Annotated in this window: 19 protein-coding genes and 1 riboswitch; of the genes, 8 read left to right on the top strand and 11 right to left on the bottom strand. The window is 43.5% G+C overall.

The genetic code is table 11. The annotated features are described in order from the left end of the window. The first annotated feature begins 52 nt into the window (after nucleotides 1–52). Together ACVBJC_RS04615 and ACVBJC_RS04610 are read left to right on the top strand one after the other, a co-directional pair. Complete coding sequence (locus tag ACVBJC_RS04615; RefSeq protein ID WP_447159682.1) at nucleotides 53–949, top strand: DMT family transporter; 897 nt, start codon at nucleotides 53–55, stop codon at nucleotides 947–949. Between the two features lie 154 nt (nucleotides 950–1,103). Beyond that, a riboswitch (purine riboswitch) is annotated at nucleotides 1,104–1,203 on the top strand. Nucleotides 1,204–1,340: 137 nt separating this feature from the next. Beyond that, entirely contained in the window at nucleotides 1,341–2,711 is a 1,371-nt protein-coding gene (locus ACVBJC_RS04610; RefSeq protein WP_447159683.1) for an NCS2 family permease, read from the top strand. A gap of 150 nt (nucleotides 2,712–2,861) precedes the next feature. On the opposite strand, the gene ACVBJC_RS04605 is transcribed toward ACVBJC_RS04610, so the two are convergent. The 3 genes from ACVBJC_RS04605 to ACVBJC_RS04595 all read right to left on the bottom strand — a co-directional run bounded on the left by ACVBJC_RS04605 (nucleotide 2,862) and on the right by ACVBJC_RS04595 (nucleotide 8,276). Continuing rightward, the gene (locus tag ACVBJC_RS04605; protein WP_447159684.1) at nucleotides 2,862–3,617 is read right to left on the bottom strand and encodes a hypothetical protein; all 756 of its coding nucleotides are present in this window, start codon (nucleotides 3,615–3,617) and stop codon (nucleotides 2,862–2,864) included. Between the two features lie 2 nt (nucleotides 3,618–3,619). Further along, nucleotides 3,620–4,786: a BamA/TamA family outer membrane protein gene (locus ACVBJC_RS04600; protein ID WP_447159685.1), complete on the bottom strand. Its 1,167-nt coding sequence runs from the start codon at nucleotides 4,784–4,786 to the stop codon at nucleotides 3,620–3,622. Between the two features lie 241 nt (nucleotides 4,787–5,027). After that, nucleotides 5,028–8,276: an HD domain-containing phosphohydrolase gene (locus ACVBJC_RS04595; protein ID WP_447159686.1), complete on the bottom strand. Its 3,249-nt coding sequence runs from the start codon at nucleotides 8,274–8,276 to the stop codon at nucleotides 5,028–5,030. Between the two features lie 280 nt (nucleotides 8,277–8,556). Here ACVBJC_RS04595 and ACVBJC_RS04590 point away from each other — a divergent pair, with 280 nt between their 5' ends. Both ACVBJC_RS04590 and ppnP read left to right on the top strand, forming a co-directional pair. After that, nucleotides 8,557–8,829 carry a DNA polymerase III subunit epsilon gene (locus ACVBJC_RS04590; protein ID WP_447159687.1) on the top strand — a complete coding sequence of 91 codons (273 nt, stop codon included), beginning with the start codon at nucleotides 8,557–8,559 and terminating at the stop codon, nucleotides 8,827–8,829. 402 nt (nucleotides 8,830–9,231) lie between these two features. Next, a complete protein-coding gene (gene ppnP, locus ACVBJC_RS04585; RefSeq protein WP_447159688.1) occupies nucleotides 9,232–9,513 on the top strand; it encodes a pyrimidine/purine nucleoside phosphorylase in 282 nt (93 codons plus the stop codon). A gap of 118 nt (nucleotides 9,514–9,631) precedes the next feature. On the opposite strand, the gene ACVBJC_RS04580 is transcribed toward ppnP, so the two are convergent. Then, entirely contained in the window at nucleotides 9,632–10,036 is a 405-nt protein-coding gene (locus ACVBJC_RS04580; protein WP_447159689.1) for a hypothetical protein, read from the bottom strand. A gap of 134 nt (nucleotides 10,037–10,170) precedes the next feature. Next, nucleotides 10,171–11,181, bottom strand: a complete 1,011-nt coding sequence (locus ACVBJC_RS04575) for a tetratricopeptide repeat protein (protein ID WP_447159690.1) — start codon at nucleotides 11,179–11,181, stop codon at nucleotides 10,171–10,173. 293 nt (nucleotides 11,182–11,474) lie between these two features. Here ACVBJC_RS04575 and ACVBJC_RS04570 point away from each other — a divergent pair, with 293 nt between their 5' ends. Continuing rightward, nucleotides 11,475–12,638, top strand: a complete 1,164-nt coding sequence (locus tag ACVBJC_RS04570; protein ID WP_447159691.1) for a tetratricopeptide repeat protein — start codon at nucleotides 11,475–11,477, stop codon at nucleotides 12,636–12,638. Nucleotides 12,639–12,679: 41 nt separating this feature from the next. On the opposite strand, the gene ACVBJC_RS04565 is transcribed toward ACVBJC_RS04570, so the two are convergent. From ACVBJC_RS04565 to ACVBJC_RS04555, 3 genes are all read right to left on the bottom strand, one after another. Beyond that, entirely contained in the window at nucleotides 12,680–13,408 is a 729-nt protein-coding gene (locus tag ACVBJC_RS04565) for a DUF6445 family protein (RefSeq protein ID WP_447159692.1), read from the bottom strand. Nucleotides 13,409–13,688: 280 nt separating this feature from the next. Next, entirely contained in the window at nucleotides 13,689–15,296 is a 1,608-nt protein-coding gene (locus tag ACVBJC_RS04560) for a BCCT family transporter (RefSeq protein ID WP_447159693.1), read from the bottom strand. Between the two features lie 440 nt (nucleotides 15,297–15,736). Then, nucleotides 15,737–16,114: a hypothetical protein gene (locus ACVBJC_RS04555; protein WP_447159694.1), complete on the bottom strand. Its 378-nt coding sequence runs from the start codon at nucleotides 16,112–16,114 to the stop codon at nucleotides 15,737–15,739. Between the two features lie 238 nt (nucleotides 16,115–16,352). On the opposite strand from ACVBJC_RS04555, the gene ACVBJC_RS04550 reads away from it, so the two are divergent. From ACVBJC_RS04550 to ACVBJC_RS04540, 3 genes are all read left to right on the top strand, one after another. Next, nucleotides 16,353–18,005 carry a SulP family inorganic anion transporter gene (locus tag ACVBJC_RS04550; protein ID WP_447159695.1) on the top strand — a complete coding sequence of 551 codons (1,653 nt, stop codon included), beginning with the start codon at nucleotides 16,353–16,355 and terminating at the stop codon, nucleotides 18,003–18,005. 36 nt (nucleotides 18,006–18,041) lie between these two features. Then, nucleotides 18,042–18,713, top strand: coding sequence for an excalibur calcium-binding domain-containing protein (locus ACVBJC_RS04545; protein WP_447159696.1), 672 nt, complete (start codon nucleotides 18,042–18,044; stop codon nucleotides 18,711–18,713). A 370-nt stretch (nucleotides 18,714–19,083) separates the two neighbouring features. Continuing rightward, nucleotides 19,084–19,932: a hypothetical protein gene (locus ACVBJC_RS04540; RefSeq protein WP_447159697.1), complete on the top strand. Its 849-nt coding sequence runs from the start codon at nucleotides 19,084–19,086 to the stop codon at nucleotides 19,930–19,932. Nucleotides 19,933–20,263: 331 nt separating this feature from the next. Here the strand turns inward: ACVBJC_RS04540 and ACVBJC_RS04535 are convergent, their stop codons facing one another. From ACVBJC_RS04535 to ACVBJC_RS04525, 3 genes are all read right to left on the bottom strand, one after another. Then, nucleotides 20,264–21,178, bottom strand: a complete 915-nt coding sequence (locus ACVBJC_RS04535) for a DnaJ C-terminal domain-containing protein (protein ID WP_447159698.1) — start codon at nucleotides 21,176–21,178, stop codon at nucleotides 20,264–20,266. A gap of 460 nt (nucleotides 21,179–21,638) precedes the next feature. Further along, a complete protein-coding gene (locus ACVBJC_RS04530) occupies nucleotides 21,639–22,610 on the bottom strand; it encodes a transposase (protein WP_447159699.1) in 972 nt (323 codons plus the stop codon). Nucleotides 22,611–22,641: 31 nt separating this feature from the next. Further along, nucleotides 22,642–23,628: a PD-(D/E)XK nuclease family protein gene (locus ACVBJC_RS04525; RefSeq protein WP_447159700.1), complete on the bottom strand. Its 987-nt coding sequence runs from the start codon at nucleotides 23,626–23,628 to the stop codon at nucleotides 22,642–22,644. Between the last annotated feature and the right edge of the window lie 60 nt (nucleotides 23,629–23,688).

Genomic DNA, 23,688 nt, shown 5'->3' with positions numbered 1-23,688 from the left:
GTCCACAATGAAATATATCTTCATACAAAGATACTTAACATAAAGGTAGTTTATGAATGTGTTTATTGCCATGATCCCAGCATTTTTTTGGGGCACAACCTACGCCATGACGCAGCTTACTCTGCCCGACTGGCCGCCACTGCTACTAGGAGCGATTCGTGCCTTGCCTGCTGGATTAATTTTACTGGCAATTAAACCTAGCCTACCGAATAGAGCTGACTGGCCAATTTTAGTTAAACTCGGTGCCATCAATATTGCCATCTTCTTCAGCCTCATTTTTGTAATGGCTTTGACACTGCCCTCAGCATTATCAGGTGTAGGTATGGTTTCGGTGCCCGTATTTGCCATGCTATTTCATTGGCTGATTAATAAAAAACGCCCTAATCTACTACAAGCTATATCCGGTCTCGTTATTGTGATCTTGGCTTGGCAGCTGTTTGACCCAAGCTCCATCAGTTTAAACCCTGTCGGGCTGTTCGCTATGTTGGCCGCAATAAGCTGCATTATTGTTGGCAGCACCATGACTAAAGAACTCGGCACACGTATTCATTGGTGGACGGTACTGACGTGGCAGCTCATTATTGGCGGCAGCTTGCTACTTTTGGTCTCAGGCATTGAGGCTTTATTCTCAGCAGATAAGTACCTAGCTATAGCCTCTGGATTTAGTCTAATGAATAGCTTTGGGATTGGCTGGATTGTGCTGCTAAACACAGTGCTCGGTTACGGCTTATATGTATGGTTATTACAGCGTATGAGTGTGGTTGACTTTACCTTTGGCAGTATTGCGAATCCAATAGCAGGGATTATCAGTGGCATTTTGTTAGTCAATGAATCTTATAACTCACATCAATATCTACTGATGGCAGGGATGATACTAGCTTCAGTTTCCCCCGCGTTAATCCAAATGCTTAGTCGACGCTTTACGCTGGCATCGACAACTAATAAGTAAGGCTGCCAAGTAATAAGGTCAGCCTTTGCCGCTGACCTTGTTACTGTTGTTTTTGTTATCGCTCTTATTGTTATAGCTGTTTTTGCAAAAAAGCATGATCTATTGCACATTTCCCCCCGTCTTGCTTGCGCCCCACCAGCAGCTGCGTACAATCCGCGCCAACAATTTATTGTGCTGTATATCGCTGGAAATTTGGTCCAGAAGTCTCTACCACAAGACCTAATCTTGTGACTACAGCCCAATCACCGTCCGTTGCCAAACACTTGGCAGCCCAGTGGTATCTGCCAATAAATTTATTGAATTTCTAATGTAAGAAGAATACGTGAGCGCTGCATAGAGCCTCATGTATGAAGAACGCATTAATAACGCATCAATAAAATAAGGCATCACTGTGGCGATCTCTAGCTTACTTCTACGTACGGGGCAGTCCCGTTTTATGGAATCGACGTTCCAACTTTCACAGCGCAATGCCAATGTTGGCACCGAGCTCTACGCCGGTTTTATCACCTTTTTAGCCATGAGTTATATTTTGGCGGTGAATCCGGCGATCTTGGGCAGCATAGAGGGAATGGATAAAGGCGCGATCTTTACCGCCACCGCCTTAGCTGCCGCGTTAGCCACCTTGATAATGGGTTTTTTCGGTAACTACCCAGTCATGTTAGCGCCCGGTATGAGCATGAACAGCTTCTTTAAGGGCATGTTAGCGTCGAGCTCAGTTGGGCTAATTTGGCACGAAGCCCTGTTCGGTATTTTTCTGTCCGGCATCGTCTATCTGATCTTTTCCATGACTAAGATCCGCAAACAGATGATCGAATCGATCCCAGAAGATCTTAAGCTCGCAATCACGGTTTCATTGGGATTATTTATCGCTTTTCTCGGCTTAAAAAATGCAGGCATTATTGTCGCCCACCCAGCCGTGCTCGTCAGTATGGGAGACATTACTCAGCCTCAAGTTGCAATAGCCTTTATCAGCCTTTTTGTCGCGGTAGGTTGTATGGTGAGAAACATCAAGCTGGCCACTTTTATCGCCTTTATCGCCTCGATTACGCTCACTCTCATCAGTGATGCCGTGCTCGGTACTCAGTACGCGCCGATCCCCGAAACCTGGTTTAGCGCACCACCAAGCATAGAGCCCAGCTTTGGTAAGGTGTTTAATTTTGAGTTTCTAACCGCTGACAAGTTATTTGATCTGCTGTTTATCGTGATCATCTTTTTTATCGTTGATTTCTTCGATGGTTTATCGACCATTGTCGGTGTGGGTAAAGATGCAGGTATTATCGATAAAGACGGTAAAGTACCTAACGCTCGCGCCGCATTAGTGGCTGATGCTGGCGGCACCGTCATTGGCAGTGTATTAGGCACCACTTCCATTACCGCTTTTTCAGAGTCAGGCATCGCCTCGGCTCAAGGGGCGAAGACGGGGCTAGCTGCGGTTGCTACTGCGTGTTTATTCCTATTGGCACTCTTCTGTTATCCGGTATTTTCAATGTTCTCAACCGCAATTGTTGCCCCTGCGATGATTGTTGTCGGTATTTACATGGTGGGACGTTTAGGCAAAATTAATTGGGATCATAAGCCATCATGCATTGCAGCCTTCTTTACCATCATGTTCACGATTTTAAGCTTCTCACCAGCCAACGGCATGGCGATGGGCTTTATCAGCTATGCGTTCTCCATGGTAGTTGCAGGTAAAGGCCGTGAAGTGCATCCGATTATCTATGTTTTATCGATCATTTTTATCGCTTATCTGGTGATGCTCTAAGCTAACACCTGCAAGAATAGAAAGGCCTGTGCAATTAAGCTATGGCCTTTTATCCTTGCTGCAACACTTAAATAAAAAGCACATAAATAAAAAGCACTCTAAAAAGAGTGCTTGTTATTTAGCTATAAACGCAAAAATGAAGCGTCAACCTTAGGACTTATCGCAAGTAGAGCTATAGTGATTAAGCTCAATAAGGCCACGTAATATAATGCCGTGATAGCGGGCTTTAACCAATTGATAATCCATAGAAGGTGCAAAGTAATAAGTCACCTCTTCGCTGCCCGTTTGCTTAACCGGAATGACGCTTAACTCACCCCAATGGGCAATATTTGTTGTCAGCGGTTCTTGTACATAATATTGATACGGCTCTATTGCATCGGATGCCTGCCTGATTAAGCGAAATTGTTGTCGCCCTTGTAGCAAAAACTCACGCATCTGAATGGCCAAGGTATCGACATCGCGGAGCGGAATATCAGTAGAGTCGTAACGCTCGATATCACCATCAATATCCACCTGAGAGCTCAGGCCATTAGCGCTAAAGCTGGCGCGCATATCTCGGGCGCGAAACCCGGTCACTTTTTGATGAAACTGGCTGGTAAGCCATTGACGGGTTAGGTTCGACCAAGCAAGCGTTGCAGTTTGATGGTATTGAGTACCAATACCTAGAATACTGGCCTCACTTTTAGTAATCACCTGCGCGGTTTGGCCTTGCCAATTCTCCGTACGATCCATCGTGCCTGTATGGATGCCACTGACGTAAATATCGTATTTAGCGTTACGGCTACACTGCTTAGGCTCTGCGGCCATTACTGCGTCTTTTGCTGCTGCATCACTAGCAAAAACATTAGTGCTAGCGACACCAAAGAGTCCGTACAAGCTTATCATGATGGCAAGGTTACGACTCATGATTAAAAGACTTCGTTCACATTAAGGTAGAAGTTAGTTTCGTTCTCGCCCACACCAATATCTAGGCGTAAATTAATATTGTCTTTGATTTTAAAGCGGAAACCAGTGCCGTATGAAGTCATTAACTCTTCATTAAGATCGCTCACCTTTGATGCTACGCTACCCACACCGCCCCAAAACACCATGCCATAACGCTGAAAAATAGGTAAACGGTATTCAACTTGGCCCATCATCATCTGCTCGTCGCGGTAACGGCCTTTGATATAGCCACGCATCGCTCCTGAGCCACCGAGGTCTGGCAACATGTTCCAAGGCACATCGCCATTGGTAAAATGCCCCTGTACCTGCCAAGCGATAAGACCTGGCGCCGAACTCAGCAAAGAGGTTGAGCTCAAGTCGATATAATTTGCTAACTCAAGATTGTAAGTCGAGAACGTCGAATATTCGCTGTTTTGATACAGACCGGCATCGATTTGGAATAACCAACCTTTAGTGGCATTTAAGCGGTAATCACGCGAATCATAGATACTGGTTACCACCACTCCCGAGCTAAAATTATTTGGCAGAAGTGTATCTGAATCTACTGGCATCTCTGTTTCGACCAGCTCTAATTTTTCAGCACTGGCGTAAGTGAAATCTGCGCCCACACCTAGAAAGTAGTTATCGGTAATTTCCGTCATCCAGCGTGGTTTAAAACTATAAACTTGCTCTTCAAACTCATGGTGATTAGCGTCGATATTACCTTGTTCGATACCCTGTCCATAATAAACAGCCGCTTCGTTATGTAGCTCTAGCCCCAGCTGTAAACGCTGCTTACCACCGTTGAAAAAGGTCATATTTTCAACTTCAACACCATAAGAGTTGTTCATCGACACAAATGAGTTTAGTACTAAGGATGATGGCTGCTCATCACTCGATGCGCCGTCTGTTTTATATAAGCCCACCATCAGCAAACCCACACCAAACTTCTTCTCAGGCGTGTAATAGGCCGTAGGCAAGTAGCTCATATCGATAGGCTTACTCTGATCAAAATCACCGTCAGCACCAAACACAGACAAGATATCGTCGACCCAAGTCGGCTCCATATCTTTAGGCGTTTCAAATAAAGGTTCTACAGCGACAGCTTGATGAGATAAGGCCAGCAGGGTTAACAGCAAAATCCGTTTCATAAATACTCGAATTAATAGTGAAGAAAATAGACGTTTATAGGCGATATGCTGTGAAAGAAACGTGATGACTCTGGTCGCGATTCGCCGAGCGCGCATTCTACCACTACAGCCACATTCAACAATGACTTTTTTTGCTTAAGGATTAATCAGCCAATAATTTCCGATAACGTATTTATTTAGTTATAAAAACAACCAAGCTCCATAACTGGTAGAGCTTAGTTGTCGCTACAGCAATAATCGTTTAAGCACTTTTATTTAACGACTCAGGCTGTAAATACTTAGCGATATCGATCTCATTTATCTGAGCCGAGTCCAAAAATTTATGCGCATATTCAAGATAGATCCCGCTCGATAAAAATAGCTTAAAGATATCCATATCTAAGTGTTCATCGAGTGCCATCTTATGCAAAATATCAATAGCAACGCTAAGAGGTTTAGCTTTTTTATAGGGTCTATCGGCAGCGGTTAGCGCTTCGAATATATCGGCCACCACTAAGATCCGCTCAGGAATCGATAAGTCGGCAGCGCTGAGTTTACGTGGGTAGCCCGTGCCTTTTAAGGTTTCGTGGTGAGTCGAGGCGTAGCGCGGCACTCGTGCAAGCTCGGGTGGGAACGGCAGGTTCTCTAACATCTTAATGGTACTGGTGACATGCTCATTAATTTTAAACCTGTCTTCAGTGGTCAAAGTGCCTCGTGAGATAGAAAGATTATACAGCTCACCTAAGTTATATTGATATTCAGGGATCGCCATTTTAATACCAAACTTAGGATCAAACTCCACCTTATTGATCCGCTTGATAATATGTTCAGGTTTATCGCGCAGCAACGGCTCTGTGACCGGATAAACGTCCTCGCCTTCTCGTTCACTAAGATTAAGTTCTTCGACTGGTGACAGCCCTAGCCTATCGTCAAAATGACGCTGCCAGCTGATTTTAGCAAGCTCGGCGAGGCGATCTGTCGACTCTTGATCCATAAACTCGCCGCCAACATTGGCCTTGGCGATAAATTTAAAGTCCTCTAGCAATTGCGATCGCTGCTGATGGAGCTCTGCAAGAAGCAGTTCTTCTGACTGCTCGCCCGACGGCTTAGCGTCTTGCTTACACAATATCGTTTGCTTTAGATATTCAATCTCGGCGTCTCGCCACAACACCTCAAAGCGCATCCTAACCTCATGAATACGGTTATAAACGGCTTCAAGCTTACTGCCCTTATCGACGATATATTCTGGGGTGGTGATCTTGCCGCAATCATGCAGCCAAGCGGCGATTCTAAACTCGCGCTGCTCATCATCGGAGTTAAATTTAAAGTCCTTAAAAGGGGCTAGTTCTGAGTTTTCTGCAGCCTGAGCCAACATCAGGCCAAGCTCTGGCACTCGATTACAGTGTCCTGCGGTGTAAGGAGATTTATCATCAATAGCTTGCGCTATGAGTTTGATAAAAGACTCCATTAACTCCTTTTGATTCTCCTCATGCGCCTTAATCGCACTCGACATATCCATCATAGAGTGCGCCAATTCATCAAGCTCGGTGATGCTTGACTCAACTCGCTTCACTGCATCATATTGACGGTTTTTAATCTTGTCATTTTCAATCGCCAATAATTTAATAGGTCGAATAATAGGAGATGAAAACAGCCAGGATACGGGCAAGATAATCAATAAGCAGATGCTGGTGAGCAAAATAGATTGCTGTACTTTCTCAATACTGGTCGCAAGTAACTGCTCCATTGGCACCACAATCGCAAAATACTCTTGATTCCCAGCTGAAGGCTCTTCACTTCCAGCCGATGCATCACCAAAAGGGGTTACATAAACAAACTCCTCAACCCCATTTAACTCACGACGAATTAAGTTTTGTTGGTTTTCCGGCTCAGCCGCTAGATCAATAAGGGCTTCAAAAGGCACAGTCCCTTGCGTTAATAAAGTCTGCTTTACTCCTTCACCAAACCACTTAGCCCTCAGAGCTTTGATTTGAGCCGGGGTGATATTAGCTAAAGCCTGATTAATGATTTCAATAATATCTGCTCTGTGAGCAGGCATCACAACGTGTAAACCGGTATTCAGTTTTATCGGAGAGAAATCTAGCTGCTGATGATATTGGATGTGCTTAACAAAAAACTGATTAGCTGTGTAATGCAATATGATGCTGCTATCGAGCGCAGCAAAAATCTCCCCCTGTTCAACCGCATGCAATATGGCATAGGTGGAAGGCATCTCGACTATCTCAATCTGCGGATAATTTTGCTTAATAACCTCAATAATCGACCAACCAGTCGGTATCGCAACCTGCTTACCATTGAGTTGCTCGATATGCGTGATCTCTGGCGTTCCTTGCTGGGTTGCTATCGCGTAGGGAAGCTCAAGAAAAGGCTCGCTAAACTTTCCTAATAAACGTGTCTCATCGGTTTTAATCACAGAGTGCAGCATGTCTAGTTCATGATCTTTATAGCTTTCAGTTAATTCACTCCAGCTAAAACCATTGACATAGTTCAACTCTAATCCTGTCATATCGGCAACCAGATTGAGTAGATCGACACTATAACCCTGAGGCATGCCTGATATGGCAAAATCAATAGGCGCCCAATCGGTTTCATTGGACACTAACAGCGGCTCAGTATTTTCTACCAGGGCGCGTTGTTTTGCAGTCAAAGCTAACTCTTTAGACTTAGGCATTTCAATCGCCGTCTTTTGTACTTGGTTCGATGCGATTAGCTCACCACTTTGCTTGTAGAGATAAATATTTTTCTCCGTGCTCCCCTTTTCACTCTCCCCCTGCATAACCAGATAATCTGAAAGTGATGACAGGGCGATATCTAAGGCAAGCACGATTTCGGAGTCTGCGAGCTTTATCGAATAAGTTTGCCCCGGAGATTGCAAATGCTGAAACAGATAAGGCTCTGTTTTAGAAACTGCATGAGTATGAGCATCAACAAACCAAGGCCTAACTCTAGCGTCATACTCACTGGGCTCTGTTTGCATCACGCGTAAATTAAACTGCTCATCGAAATAGGACTGCTCTTTTCGCCGTAATGTCCCCTCACCACTGATGGTAATCATCACCCAACGATCTAGATGGGATGCATTAAGCTGCTTTCTTATTATTGGGTGTGCATCCAAATTAATCAGCTCATAAAAATCCCCATTAGGCATGCCTACATAAATGCCATAAAACAATGGGTTAATTTGCATGACGTCAGCAAACGCCTGCCTGACTTCAGGATTAAAGGCACCATCTATCACAGGCGTATCAAAGTTTGACAGTAAGTGAGTGGTATTAATCGCGCGATTATCGACTTGAGTAAGGTAGCTACTGGTATTTTTAGCGGTAAGATTGTAGAGCTTAACAGCGGCATCTGTAGCCATGTTTTTACTAAAGTAATATTGCAAACTAATGGCAATCGCGGCGGTTAGAATAGTGGCTAAGATAAAGATCCCAACCACGGTAACACGAATGGTAAACCGTTTATTACTCATCTTGGCTAAGTCGCCCATAGTATCCTAACTCTGTCATCCAATCCTTGAATCAACATCTTACAACAAGGCTGTAACAAATAAACAGCTTGAAATGAAAACAAAGTTCCCACTCACTCCAGGTGACTAAATTAAAGCAAGCTAGAGAATAGTCTAAACCTTGAGCAAGCACTGATTGCATGGGGTTATTAGCCCATATTATGCTAAAATAGCTGATCAGCTTTATGAATGTGCAGCAACTCTCATTTGTGTAACTGAACGTAGTAAAGCCTACCGTGATTAACTGATGAGGATACAAGATATGAGCAAGCTAAATGCTGAAGAGCGTAAAGCACGAGATAACGAACGTTTCGCGCAACGAGTAGATGAGCGTAGAGTGAAAGGCGAAGATGTGGTTGCGTACGCGCTTGCCAATAAAAAAGCCTTTAAGTTTCTGACTAAATCAGAAAAACACAGCCTTAAACAAAGACAAGCTGCGCTTCTGGAAGAAGCGAATACAAAAGCGACACAAGAATATAAGCTGAAAGAGCAGCAAGAATTAGAAAAGATTGAAGCGGCATTTACTGAACAGTAGAGCCCGATGAACAGCCATAATCACTGTGGCTGTTCTCCCCCCTCCCCACACACAAAAAAAAGCCGATTTTATTGGGACTTATATTTGCACTTATGCTGTAAACAGCCAAATTGACATCGATACTTCTCGCCTAAGTGATCACCCAACCTTTGTTCTCTTCGATAAAGTAATTGCGTTCATTAAGACTTATACCAATTGGTATTAGCCCGCACTAATAGATAGCACTGATAGATAGCCCTAATTAAAACGCCGCTCACATTTAATCGATAAACTCAGGCAGATTTTATTTTGGGACTTATACAATTGATATATTATCCCGCCGTTGAGTCACTCAGCCCCAAACTTAGGTTGATTAGCCTTAGATTCTCAGAGTAACCAACACACTAATCACGAGGAATTATAATGCTAGCTGTTAATGAATATTTTGCAGGTCAGGTTAAGTCTATCTCTTTTGAAGGTGCCGACAAACCCGCATCTGTTGGCGTAATGGAGGCTGGTGAGTATGAATTTGGTACTGCGGCGCCTGAAGTTATGCAAGTGATCTCTGGTGCGCTAACGGTAATGCTGCCAGGCCAAACCCAGTGGCAAACATTTAACGCCGGTGAACAGTTTAATGTTATCGGTAATGCCAAGTTCCAGGTTAAAGTCGAGACCCAAACTGCCTACCTGTGCATCTACGGCTAACTCAGAGCTGGTCAAAATAACCATTCAAAAAGTGTAGCCGTTAAACAAGCAAACCATCCACTGACTGTTCCATAACGACGCTGTTGAACAGCTCAAACTGGATGGTTTTTTGCTTATGTTATTGAATCCACCGCACAAGTTCATCAGCTGTTTTCAACGCATACTGCCTTTTTACCAAGCGACCAGATGGATCAAAAAGTAACAGCTCTGCTGAATCAGCGCGATGCTTGGCTATCAATAACTCTCCTTCAGGGCTGCCGGTAGTCGCAATCAAAAAGTACGCTTGGTCACCAAGCTGGTCACGCGCGTCATTCATTTGCTCGGTCTGACTATTACTCACAGCAAGGCCATTGTCGTAAACAAACACGACTGTAGGTTTACCGCTGCCGATCTGCTCATGTGTTGCCTTAAACCCTTTAGGCATGACCATGACTAGCACGGCAAACAACACCACTATGGAAGCGATTACCCCCAAAGCAATCCAAGGCTTACGACGAGTCGAGTTTGTTTTGTGTGTATCCAAGGTACAAATCCTTCTTTTAACGATTGAAATACAAAATAAAGTCACCCATTGTAATCAACTAACCTGAGGCGGATCTTAAAATTTGCAGGGAAAAATCTGGGTTTCATGCGCTGCTTGGTAAGCTGGCTATTTTACTACAATGACTGATTAACCTTACAGTTTTGAAACTGACTCGCAATACAGCGTTGACTGTTAATCTGTGCTTGCTGTAATTGCTGCTCATTGAGTTTAGCCATCATCTGTTTAAGCCGCTGCTTAGCAAGATCGTTACCTTGAAAGCTCGCCGCATCTAACCAGACATAAACCTGTATTAAATCAGACTCGCCATTAATACCGTTATACTCCAGAGTCGCCAAATCGACTTGCGCCTCTGGTGAGCCCTGAGTCGCCGCTTGCCATAACCATTGTTTCGCTTTTAACGTATCGACGGCTCCCAACCTGCCCTCGATATAAACCATACCGAGCTGATGCATAGCAGGAATATAACCGCGTTGAGCACTGAGTCGATACCAATCGACGGCTTGCTGTGGATTAGCGTATTCATCTAAATAGAGATTACCAAGCACAAATGGCGCTTCGTTGTGGCGATTATCACTACTTAGCTTTAGCCAACGCTCAGCAATAGTGAGATCTTTCTCGCCGCCATTGCCCTCCATGTACATAAGACCCAACATAAACTGCGCCTCTGCTTGATATCTAGGCTGTTGCTGACTCTGTTGATGATGTTGTTGCTGACTCTGCTGCTGATGTTGTAAAGAGTGGCTTTGATTCGCCACTTGTTCGTACCAATAGCGTGCCAATTGCGGCTTTGCGCGACTTGATGCCCCGCCTCGATACAACTCAGCCAAAGAATACTGCGCCCCCAGTGAGCCTTGCTCCGCCGCCACCCGATAAAGAGCCATTGCGCGGTTAATGTCGGCCTTTACTAGCATTCCCTTGGCGTACAAATATCCTAGATTAGTCGCAGCATCGACGTCCCCCTTAGCTGCATTTTCAGTGCATTCAGGTGATACAGCATCAGCCTGCCCCGCCACGGCATATTCACACCAAGGGTCAAATATCTTTGCAGCTAACTGAGTTTGTTGCTGGCTACCGCAACCAGCCAGAGCAAGGTTTGCGACTAAAATAGTCAATAATATACGCATAAGGAAGACCTGAAATCTGAATTTATGATTGTAAATAGTGCTGCAACTAAAGCGCATTATTTTGGCCAGTGATGATACAACAAGCCGCAGCTTACCGTTTGCTTTTGCATAAAATAGCCATGCCTTACAAGCGCTAATCCATGTAATGACTCAACCAAGAGTTTTTTTTCGCCTAAAAGCCCCCATAGGAACGATAGCTGTCGTTTATATCGCCAATAATGGCTATAGTGGTGTTAAATTGACCTAGCGCAATAGCCAGTTACTGTCGATACCAAAAACAATGGAGCTGTACCATGAGATGGATTTTCACTGTAGCAATATTATACTTACTATCTGCTTGCTCAAGTGTTCCGCCACAGCATTCGCAAAAACTGCCTGAGTTGCCACAAACCAATCATCAGCTTTTTAACGTATCGGGCCATAGCGTCCCAACATATGAAGATCTAGTGTCACTGACAAAAATACAAGTTGATGACATTCATCAATTCGTGAGTCAAAAAGATATCGCCATGCTTCCCAGACATAAGCAGGTATCAGAGTATCTATCTAAAAGGTTAGTTAATTTTAATTACCAAGGTGCTAACTATTCCGCCAGAAATGCCATGGATAAGGTGGGTGGAAATTGCATGTCATTAGCTTTATTGAGTTACGCCGTAGCAAAAGAGCTTGGTGTAGAGACTGTATTTCAAGTTATGCATACCGAGCCACTACTGTTAGATATTACCGCTGATTTCGCTGTAACATCGAATCATGTACGCACTTTTCTTTATGAAAAGAGTGGCAGCGAAAAAGAAAATAAGGGCTTTTATTTTTCGACTAGAAACTACCTAATACTGGACTATTTCCCAGGTCGTTATGATCGCGTCGGTAAAATTGCCAATAACAGTCAATTTATAGCGATGCTTTATCGGAACCTCGCGGCAGACGCCTTACTCGATAGTGATCTTGATTTAGCCTATAGCTTATTAAGCGAAGGAATTAAATATGATGATAAATATGCTCCCTTGATCAATATGATGGCGATTGCACATCGCCGTAAGGGAGATGTAGTAACATCTGATGCACTTTATCGTTATGGGCTCGCTGTGTCTGACTCAAAAATAAGCTTGCTCAGCAATTATCATTATCTGCTTTCAAAACAGGGAAATACTGAACAAGCAAGGAATGTAAAACAACAGCTGTTGAGCCTACAAGACTCTTCGCCTTATGACTGGTACCTGATAGGGCAAGATGCACTTGCCAATGACGACTTTAAAAGTGCGGAAATTTATCTCCGTAAGTTTTTAAAGAACACTCCGTATTACCACAAAGCCTATTTTGACTTAGCAAAAGCGCAATATGCGTTAGGCCAAAACGTGTCGGCCAAAAACTCTATCAAGCTCGCTTTAGAGTATGCCGAGTTGCCGCAAAACCAGCAGCAATATCTAGCAAAGTTAAACTGGCTCAAGCAGAAGTAGTTTTATCTAAGCAAACTAGGTTTAGGCAAGAGGTAGAAGCTCTACGCGCTGACGTTAAAAAATGAGTTTACTGAGGTTCGATTATTAAGCGCTTTTTTATCAAACTCAACTTGGTCTGTGATATTTGCGCTATGGAGAATATTGCCAGAATAGATCACTAACCGATTAGATTTAGCCTCAACAGAAAACACCTTTTCAAACAGTTCATCAGACTCATTAATATAGCCCGAACGCGCAGCAGCTGATTGCTCCACCTTCTCCACCATGTCCAAAATCATCTCTTTATCATCAAATGAGAGATTTAGTTTTTCGCTATGTTTATAGCGGTAAAAACTCGTTCCCCCCAGATGGTTACCTTTGAGGTAATGTACCGCCGCCATTGAATGATCAGCCAAAGAATCAAAATGAGGCATCTTTTGCTTTGAGGTTAATTGCTGCGGAGTCAAAGTGACTTTAGATAGCCAGCATTTAGCAATCTGGTGTTGCTTAAAACACTCACCTTGAGGTTGCAGCGCCAACAATTCTAGTAGAGCTGATAAAGATTGATAATAGCTAGCGGGCATTTCATCACGCACACCAGGAAACAGCGTTCCGTCGGCGCCCTGCGGGTTAAAATATGCTTTGTTCTCGCAGTAATCGACTAAGGACTCAAAATCAGCGATAAAATCATCAATAACCCAAATCAAATGCTCAGAGTCTGCTAACTGCAGCACCTGAATTTGCGCGTCCGGGTTGATTACCATCTTGTTGATTTCTGAGATTACAGCCATAGTGATATCGTTCCTTTACATCAATATTTAAACTAGCTTCAATCGCTAGAGAGCCTGTTGCCTTCTAAACAAATCAACAACATACCCACTTACCGACATAAAATATACCTGCTTACGGCTAAATATTCGACTCCTTCCTCTGAAACAGCAACATATTACACTATCGATTTTCAATTTCGCGATAAAAAAAGCCCGACACTATTAAGCATCGGGCTTTAAAGTAAAAATTGACTCAGGCTGACTTTGCCGCATTCTTGCGAATGACTTTATTGGTGCATGATTAGCGAGAGCTTAGTGGTGCTTTACCAAATTGTTGCTCCGCCATCGCTTTAGCCATTTTGGGTGCTTGCCACAGCGAAGGTAACAAGACAAATGACACCGGAACGGCGGTGATCACAATAAACGATTGCAAGGCAGAAATTCCACCAGCTCCCATTGAAATCAATGCGATAGCAACGAGTCCCATCAATATCCCCCAAAATGCACGCATCGCGCCACTCGGCTCGGTAGACCCCGTAACAACCACACTAATGGTATAAGTCATCGAGTCACCCGTGGTGACAATAAAGGTAGTGGTTAAGATCAAAAACAAAATCGCAATCAGCGTTGGCATTGGTAACTGCGAAGTAATCGCTAGCAATACGCCCGGTAAGTTAAAACCTTCAAAAGCATTCGCAATAACCCCTGGGTTAGTCAGCTCAAACGCAAGGCCAGAGCCCCCCACAACACTAAACCAGAAACAGGTGATAAGCGGTGCAATAACCGATATAGAAAGGATCAATTGACGTATGGTTCGTCCGCGAGAAATTCGTGCAATGAAGATTGCCATCATAGGACCATAGCCAATGAACCAGCCCCAGAAAAACACCGTCCACCAACTGAGCCAGTTAGCATCGCCTCGGTAGAGAGACATAGGCACAAAGTTATTCACCATTCTCGCCATGCCCTGCATGTAACCATCAATGATGAAGCTGGTAGGGCCAAATAATAGAATGAAGATGATCAGTGCAACAGAAAGTAAAATATTGTAGCGGCTGATAAGTTGAATGCCGCGGCTTAGGCCACTTAATGCCGACAAGGTATACATGGCGATGGCAAACAGTACCACTAGACTTTGAGTGATTAAGGTATCTTGCACACCAAAAAGTGCATTGAGCGCATAGCTAATTTGCAGGCCAAGAAAGCCAATTGGGCCAATCGTGCCCGCAGCCACAGCAATAATACAAAATGTATCGGTTAAGGTACCGATCCAACCATTAAGCGCTTTGTCACCAAAAATGGGGTACAGCAAAGTACGCGGTTGCAATGGCAAGCCTTTGTCGTAGTGCAAGTGCATCAACACGATCGCCGCTAAGCTGCCGAGTATCGCCCACGCTAAGAAGCCCCAATGGAGGAATGATTGTGATAACGCATTGATTGCTAATGTGCGACCTTGTGCTTCACCATAAAAAGGTGGCGAAGAAACAAAGTGGGCAATCGGCTCTGCTGCCGCCCAAAATACACCGCCACCCGCTAATAAGGTACATAGAACAATGGCCAACCATTTGAAGGTATCAATTTCTGGGGTGTTGCGATTACCGAGCTTGACGTCGCCAGTTCTGGCGAAAGCTAAGTACAGACCAATAATAAAGTTAGCCAGCAATAAAATTTGCCAAAACGGGCCAAACCATTGAGTCACTTTTGAGAATCCAACTTGAATAATGCTGGATAGAGCTGAGGTATCGAAAACAGCAAGCAGTACGAACAGAACGAGAAAACCGCCACTTAACCAGAGTACTGGGCTGGCAAAGGCGTTAGAAGTATATGAAACACTGCGCTCAGGTGGATGAGCCGCAAGGTAATTTTCATCTGTTGATTTTCGATCGACAGATTGTGTCAAATTCGACATGTAGTGTTCACTTTTATCGTCGTCAGCCATTAAATGAGCACCGTTTAGTGCGGCCTATTTTAAGCTGATTCGGTGAATTTTCCTCGGCTATTGCAAAGACTTATAGCGACTTTGTAAAGGTTGAGGCTGTAAAAGGGGCGATATTTTAACACATACGAAAGTAGGAATAAAATCGAGACAAGTAATAGGAAAGTAGCAGTAAGTATTAGGCAATAGTGAATTATTTCAATTTGAAAGTGATTTCAAGCAGTTAATCTGTATTTGTGAATAACAATCAAGCCCCTCAAACGACACGGCGATTAAGAGTAATATCAACGTTCCGATGAAATAATGCGTCCAAGCTAATAAGCTTAGTTAATCTATCCTGGTTAATATATCTCTGGGTTAATTGACTTTGGATTATGCCAGTTGATAGAAGGGTGACTCTGCCACGACCGCTTTTAGTCAATGAGATCGTCAATTAATGCTTTCGCCCGCTCCTTGTACTCATCTTCGGTAATCATAGCGTCATCGAGCAACTGCTTAAGCTTCTTAAGTTTATCATCGGCTTCTTTTCTTTCACTTTCAGACTTATGTTTCCAAGCTTCCCAGGCTTTAGATATCGCTTCATAGGAGAAGGTACCTCCAGTCACCGCATACACAATAATCCACCCCGTAGCACCAACCGTACCAATAGGAGCAAAAGCTGGCACCGATAGTAAAATACCAATTGCCGTGGCACCAGCAAGCAGGGATTTAATGAAAATATTTTCTTGAATCGATTTAGGGATGAATTTCATAACAACATCATGTATTTGTGATGATAATAACTTAGCCATTACTGAGTCCTAAATGAAGATAAAAGCCTAACTTAAAGAGTATGACGCACTATAAGAATATTTCCCAATCACTCGCAGCGCTAGGCTGTTGGCTCCCGAGCTAAGGAGCTTAATAAAAATCTTATATTGAGAGTCAAACCCGGCCCCACTCTGCTAACCATTCGCCCACTTTGTACTATGCAAAAGGGTTCACTATTTGTTAAAGTCACGCGAATTATCAGCTTAAGAGGTTACAGTCTTGTTTAGAGAGCGCTTTAAGGATGTTAGTGTTAAAGGAGATCTATTTGGTGGTGTAACCACAGCGATTATCTCGTTACCTTTGGCCTTGGCGTTTGGTGTTGCCTCAGGAGCGGGTGCAGAAGCAGGCCTGTGGGGGGCAATTTTAGTTGGCTTCTTTGCAGCCTTATTTGGCGGTTCATCAACCTTAATCTCTGAGCCTACCGGTCCAATGACGGTCATAATGACTGCCGTGTTAACCAGTATGGTGGCAAAATATCCTGAATCAGGGATGGCGATATCTTTTACCGTCGTCATGATGGCCGGGGCATTTCAGTTTTTGATCGGCACCCTTAAATTAGGCAAGTACGTCACCTTAATGCCTTACAGCGTCATTTCTGGTTTTATGTCTGGCATTGGCGTTATTTTAATTATCTTGCAGCTATCACCACTGCTTGGACACGCCGCTCCTACTGGCGGAGTGATAGGCACACTCACATCGCTGCCGACCACCTTAGCCAACGTCAAATTCAGCGAACTATTTTTAGGTGTACTGACCCTAGCAACCTTATTCTTTTTTCCAAAAAAATATCGCAAATACGTCCCTGCACAGCTTGTTGCTTTAGTCGCGGTCACCTTATTATCAATAATATTATTCGACACAGATAGCATTCGCCGCATTGGTGAAATCCCAGCGGGCTTACCCTCTTTAGTCCTGCCTCACATCAATTCAGACATCTTTATGACCATGGTGATTGATGCGTTAGTGCTTGGCACGCTCGGCAGCATCGATACCTTACTCACCGCCGTTATCGGTGATTCACTAACCCGTAAAGAGCACGACTCTGACAAAGAGTTACGTGGTCAAGGGTTAGCAAATATGATTTCAGGTTTGTTCGGTGCGCTGCCAGGTGCTGGTGCAACAATGGGAACCGTGACCAATATTCAAGTCGGTGCACGCTCACCGCTATCAGGCATGACCCGTGCAGTAGTATTAGCCTTAGTAGTACTGGTCGCAGGCAGCCTAACAGAGCCTATTCCCATGGCGGTATTGGCGGGTATTGCCGTTTATGTCGGCTTTAATATTCTCGATTGGAGCTTCATTCAGCGCGCTCACAAAGTCAGTATGCAGGGCATGGCGATCATGTACGGCGTGATGTTATTGACCGTATTTGTCGACTTGATTGTGGCAGTGGGATTAGGCGTGTTTATCTCTAATATTCTGATCATTGAGCGCTTAAGCCAAGAGCAAGCACGCCAAGTTAAAGCAATAAGTGATGCCGACCAAAATGATGTCCCCCTCACGCCAAGTGAACGCGATTTACTTGATCAAGCCAATAATAAACTGCTGTTTTTATACTTATCAGGCCCAATGATTTTTAGTGTTTCAAAGGCCATTTCGCGTCAACATGCCAGTATTGGTGATTACCAGGCCATGATCCTCGATCTAACCGACGTCCCTATGATAGATGTCACCGTAGGGCTAGCACTGGAAAATGCGATTAAAGATGCGCAAGACGCTAATTGTGAAGTGTTTCTACTGTGCCCTAACCCGCAAACACAAGAGCAGCTTAATAAGTTTCATGTGATTGATTCGCTGCCAAACGCCAATACCTTCTTATTCCGTTATGAAGCCTTACAAGCTGCACTCAAACATGTGCAGAGAAATAGCTAACGATAACTTGATGTAAAAAAAAGGAAGCAACACAAAATGCTCATGGACAGAGGCACGCTTGTTCGTTGGAATGAAGAGAAAGGTTTTGGTTTCATCAAGCCAGAGAGCGCCAGTGCTCACGATATATTTATTCATATATCGGTATTAAAGCATATGGCGCGCAAGCCCATTGTGGGCGACCAAATCAACTATGTCTCAGAGTGGCAGCGCGCCGGAAAAATCAAAGCTGTAAAAGCCAATATTGAAGGCGTGGCTATCGTTGCGAGCAAATCAGCTAACAAGCCTATTAATAACCAGCATAATCAGTACAACACTCATAGAAGCCACTCGCCACAGCAAAACCAACGCCCAATTAAACCCTGCTTTTTGAGCAAGCTAGCTATCCCACTCATTATCGTTGTAGCAGCTGTCGGTTACAGCAAGTATCAGCAGATGAATGAAACCATAGTGCTCACCAATGATGATATTGAAAACATGCAGTGGGAGTTACCCGCAAAACCATCGAGCACTGGACTAAGCACTAGAGTAAGTGCTGCTGAAAATAAAGTTATCAGCCAGCCACAGTTTCGCTGTGAAACAGGTAAAACCCATTGCAGCCAGATGCGCTCATGTGCCGAAGCCACGTTTTACATTAAAAACTGTCCCGGCACTCAAATGGATGGCGATAATGATGGCGTTCCTTGTGAAAGACAACATTGCAGCTGGTGATAGCTAGATAAGCTTGCGTTGTAGCCAGTGCGGTGAATCAGACAATTATACTGCCATGCACAACATGGCAAATCTATACTCTCAAGAGATAGGCGCTTCAACAGTAAGCGGTGCACTAAAAACACGCCAATGACACAAGCCTAGCAACTATGCCGAAATAGAAAGCTATAGTAAAAATACGCGGCTGAAGAAACGTAACACCGCCTAGGTACTGAATAGCTAACAGTGACGGCGGACAGAGGGGATATTTAGCGCTTATAGCAAGTTTACCCTTACCTGTTTATCTGTAATAAAAGTCATTCACTATGTCTTAAATAAGTTAGACCAGAGCACCCACCAAGAATCAAGAATACGGACACCACTAACGCTCATGAGACTATTCCAACGCTTGATACTGTCGCTTGCAACTTGCCTTATAGCTTTCAACTCTTATGCTAACGATCCCGTACCGGCATCTTATGAATTTAAGCAATTATTGCCTGCATCTGCTTTTAAATCCCCCAAGGCAATACTGGATTACCAGCAAGCGTTAATCTCACTGCTCACCTCCTTTGGAGAGGTATCAGGTCAACTAGCCCTTAGCGATCATGGACTCATCAATTTTTATGATACTAAAGGGTGTCACTTGAAGCAAAATGGGCTAATACTGCGCCACCGTCGTCATCATGAACAGTGGCAGTTAACCTTAAAACTCCGCAGTAACAACGAACAATCACTCTATCAATCGCCATTAATGATGGCTGGTGAATTTCAAGCTGATGTCATAGCGAAACCAAAGCTACGTACTATCTATAGCATCGCCTCTTCTAAGGCTATTAACGCGGTGCCCAACAACCTCAATTTACTAGCACAATTATTCCCAGCCTTAGCTCAGCGGCCTCAGTTTGAAGTATTAGGTGCGCTGGAGTTAAAACCACTAAGCCAGCAACAAACGCAGCAAGCCGTGTACGAAGGACTCAAGCTTAAACTTGGTAAACACAAGCTGAAATTTAGCCTTACCATCTGGAGTCGTCCTCCCGAAAATACACCGGTAATAGCCGAGATATCTTTTAAAATTGGCAATAAGAAACATCCTCTTGATGATGAACAATTGCAATCGGTGTACAAAGTGTTAGATAACATATCCAAAATGCCTGCCTGGCAAAGCACCGTTGATAGCACTAAAACGCAATGGTTTTACCAACAAGCAACCCGCTTATGTCAGTCGCTAAATCATTAGCACACTAACAACCGAGCAATAGCCGTTAAATATCAGCCAAGTATTATCAGCCGATTGCAGCGTAAAAGGTACAGAAAGTAAAGACAGCGCCACCTTCAATTACCATGAATACGAGTGTGGTTGTGAGTGTGGTTGTGAATGTGGATAACGAGTGCGTTAGAGACGAGGCGATTTACTCTGCCCCTATTATTACCAATATTTATTACCAATATTTAAATTAGCTTAAAAGTTATGATTAAACTAAGCCCCCTACTTAGCGATAAGTAGAGGGTTTGACATGCTCAAATTTAGGCTTATGCACTTTTGTAATATGGCTCAGTGCACAACCAATTTAAAGTGTATTCACTTCCGTTAACGCTTTAAATTGTTCCAGTAATGAACGCTGCTGTTCAGTTAGATCCTGCGGGATTTCAACTTTAATTTTCACAAACAAATCACCAGTCGCCCCCTTACGATCCGTAACACCTTTACCCTTTATCTTGAACTTACGTCCCGGTTGAGTCCCTGCAGGCACTTTAAGCTTAAAACGCTTATCTAATACGTTAACTTCAAGCTCGCCACCCAATGCCGCCATCACCATATCGACGCTAGCGGTATAAATTAGATCGTTGTTTTCGCGCTCAAGAAACGCATGTTCGCGGGTTGCTATAGTCAGCAATAGATCACCAGCGGGCCCACCATGCAGACCAGCACTACCTTTGCCGGTGAAACGTATTTTTTCACCGTCTTTAATACCAGCAGGGATCTTAACCTTTATCTTTTTAGTTTCGCCATTAACCGGTAATTCAACGACTTTCTCAACACCTTGCACCGCATCAACAAAGTCTACAGTGAACACAAACTCTTTATCTTGGCCTTTTTGAACTCGACTTTGTCCGCCTCTTGATTGAGAAAACATATCTTCAAAATCAAAGCCATCAAAGCTTTGGCCACCAAATCCACGTTCACGCTGACTAAATCCGCCACCAAACATGTCGTTAAATCCATCTTGACTGTAATGACGCCCACCCTGGCCACTGTTTTCAAGCCCGGCATGACCAAATTGATCATATTTGCGACGCTTATCTGTGTCGGTCAGTACTTCATACGCTTCTTTAGCACTTTTAAATTTTACTTCTGCTGTAGCATCATCAGGGTTTTTATCGGGATGGTACTTCATCGCTAACTTTTTATAGGCTTTTTTTATCTCTTGATTTGAGGAGGCCTTTGAAACACCTAGCACGCTGTAATAATCTTGTTTAGACATGCTAAACCCTCACTAATGTATATCTCAAAAAAGGGCCATGAGTTTATCTACGCCCTAAAAATTAACAAGCTTATGTATCTATACCCAAACAACCTGAGAATATGAGCATAAGTGACTATTTAGTCCAACCTTGTCTTGCGCCGCTATTGTAATCCCAAAAGCCATTGCCACACATTAATAATCAATAATGCAAAAAGTCATCGCCACCCATAAGTAACCAATAACTTCTACTTTGAACAAGGGATAAAACCCTGCCACCCATTATTAATCAATAACATAGTTAACCGTCCTAAAAATGCTACTTGCAGGGCAAGTCAGTTGTCATCTGATTCAGATAAAATGGGTGAAAAGTCTTAAAAGTTATTGTTTAGTCGCTAAAATGATGAAATTTGGACGAAGAAAGACAACATAGAATATTAGGCTGCTAATAACATGGAATTGCTGAGTTTAACGGATTTACTTATCTGAGGTCGTAACAACTTCCGACAAAGTGCCGTCGCCTTTTTTCGAGATGTTCACAGTAGTCAGTTAACTCCTGTAACGAACCAACTGGCCCATGGAACAACTTACCAAAATCTGTAGCAAGCTTGACCCAGTTCTCACTTGGAATATTAAGTCTATTCAATAGCCTTTCAGCACTAGGAGAAATAGCACCGGGTTTATCATCACGAATGATTCGGCCAGTCTCATCTACAAGCATTAAATAATCTTGCAGCGAGAAATGAATGCCTTTTGGTTGGCGCTCCCTCTCATTACCAATAAACGACAATAACTTATCGGGTTGTTTTCCTTTAAGAGCAGCATTAACTCTTAACTGCAAGCTGGTGTAATCAGACTCTTCCGGGCTCCTCGCCATTTTGGCCCGAATAGGATTGAGTTCTACATAAGCCATACAAGCTAGCACAGCAGCCTCATCCAATAAGGCTTGGCTCTTAAATCGTCCTTCCCAGAAATGCCCAGTGCAATTGTCTTCGAAGTTGGCTTGTCTAGCGATAGGTTCGTTGAGGCAGCGCATAAACCAGCTGATATCACTCAGACGTGAGCGATAAGTCGCGATAAGGTGTTTGAGTGCGGCTACCATGCACTCCTCTATCACATCACCTTTAGCAAACTTCTGTGTTAAATCAGTACCATTAAACAGTTTGTGCCACTGCTCAACGACCTCTCTATCTGACCAACTGTTCACCATTTCAAGGTCAATATAAAGCACTACATGCAGATGGTTACTCATCACTGCATAGGCCGCAACATCTATCGCAAAAACCTCCGTTAACTTGAGTATTTGCGCTTCAACCCAACCACGACGATGGTCATAATTCTTACCTGTATATTTATCCTCACCACACAGGTAGGCACGGCGAACAACTCGGCTACAACAATGATAATAAGGCGTATCTTCAAGACTAATTAAGGTACTTCTTGCACGGGGCATAACAACCTCCTACTTAAGCAATACCTAAAGCCTAGTAAGAGGCTGCAAAGCATGCCATTAAGAATGGGTGTCTTCGATTGGCTTCTACACAGTCTTGTAATGACTCGCCGATAAGCTCAAATTCGCTATATTCAAATAGGAGATCCAGAGCGGTCAAATTACTAAACCATAACTTTGCGAATAATGTCTCAACTAGGTTTCCACTAATTTCTGGTAACACATTAGTGTAAAACTCAGCCTTACTGATACTGGCAGCAACAACCCCATTGCTGAACTCTAATTCTACAAGTTCAGCAAGTACATCTTTATGTCTGCTGGTCGCTTGTTTAATTATTTCATTGAATTCTTTGTAGTAGCTATCAGATGCTTCATCCCACTCTCCAAATACAAAACTTTTTAAATTCCGGAAAATTTGTTCCATTTCAGGCGGAACGGCATTTCTTCCAACAAGATTATCCAGCGCGTATACCAGCCAGTCGTCATTGATCTGAATAAACTCAGGATGAGCTTCACCACCATGGCAACGCTCATGACTATCAGACAGTACAAATACCCACTCCCAATCCGGGTATGTTCTAACACACCAATCATGGTAGGCTGCTAATTGCCCGTTACTGGCTGATGTACCATCTTTACGCTCGATACAAATGCCTTTCTTCGAATCGGCATCTAACAGTAATAAATCAATTCGTCTGGCTGTTTTTCCGGAAGATATTGGGACTTCTTGCAACACACAGAAACTTGAAAATGAACAAGCTAAAAACTTAGCTACTTTCAATTCCTTGTCATCTTTTACAGTAGCTAACGACGAAATAAGAGCTCTGACAAAGTATTCGCCTTGCGCATGCCCCTCCTTCGGATCAAGTAGCCAGCCCAATATTGAGCAAGTATTCAATTCATCAATTTTCAAAAGTTCAAAAACAGAAGTACTTCTTGCTCTAGAAGATAACTTTACAAAATCAGGGTCAGACAAAATAGAAGTGAGAGTGGTAACACTTTGTTGTGTAATCGTGGTCATAAATACGCATCCTGCAATAAATTTAACAATTCCATAAGGGACGCATAAAGTACACAACTA

Source organism: Shewanella sp. 0m-6 (genome assembly GCF_052977325.1).
The sequence above is the reverse complement of the archived record's forward strand: the minus strand, read 5'-3'. Positions and strand labels throughout refer to the sequence as shown.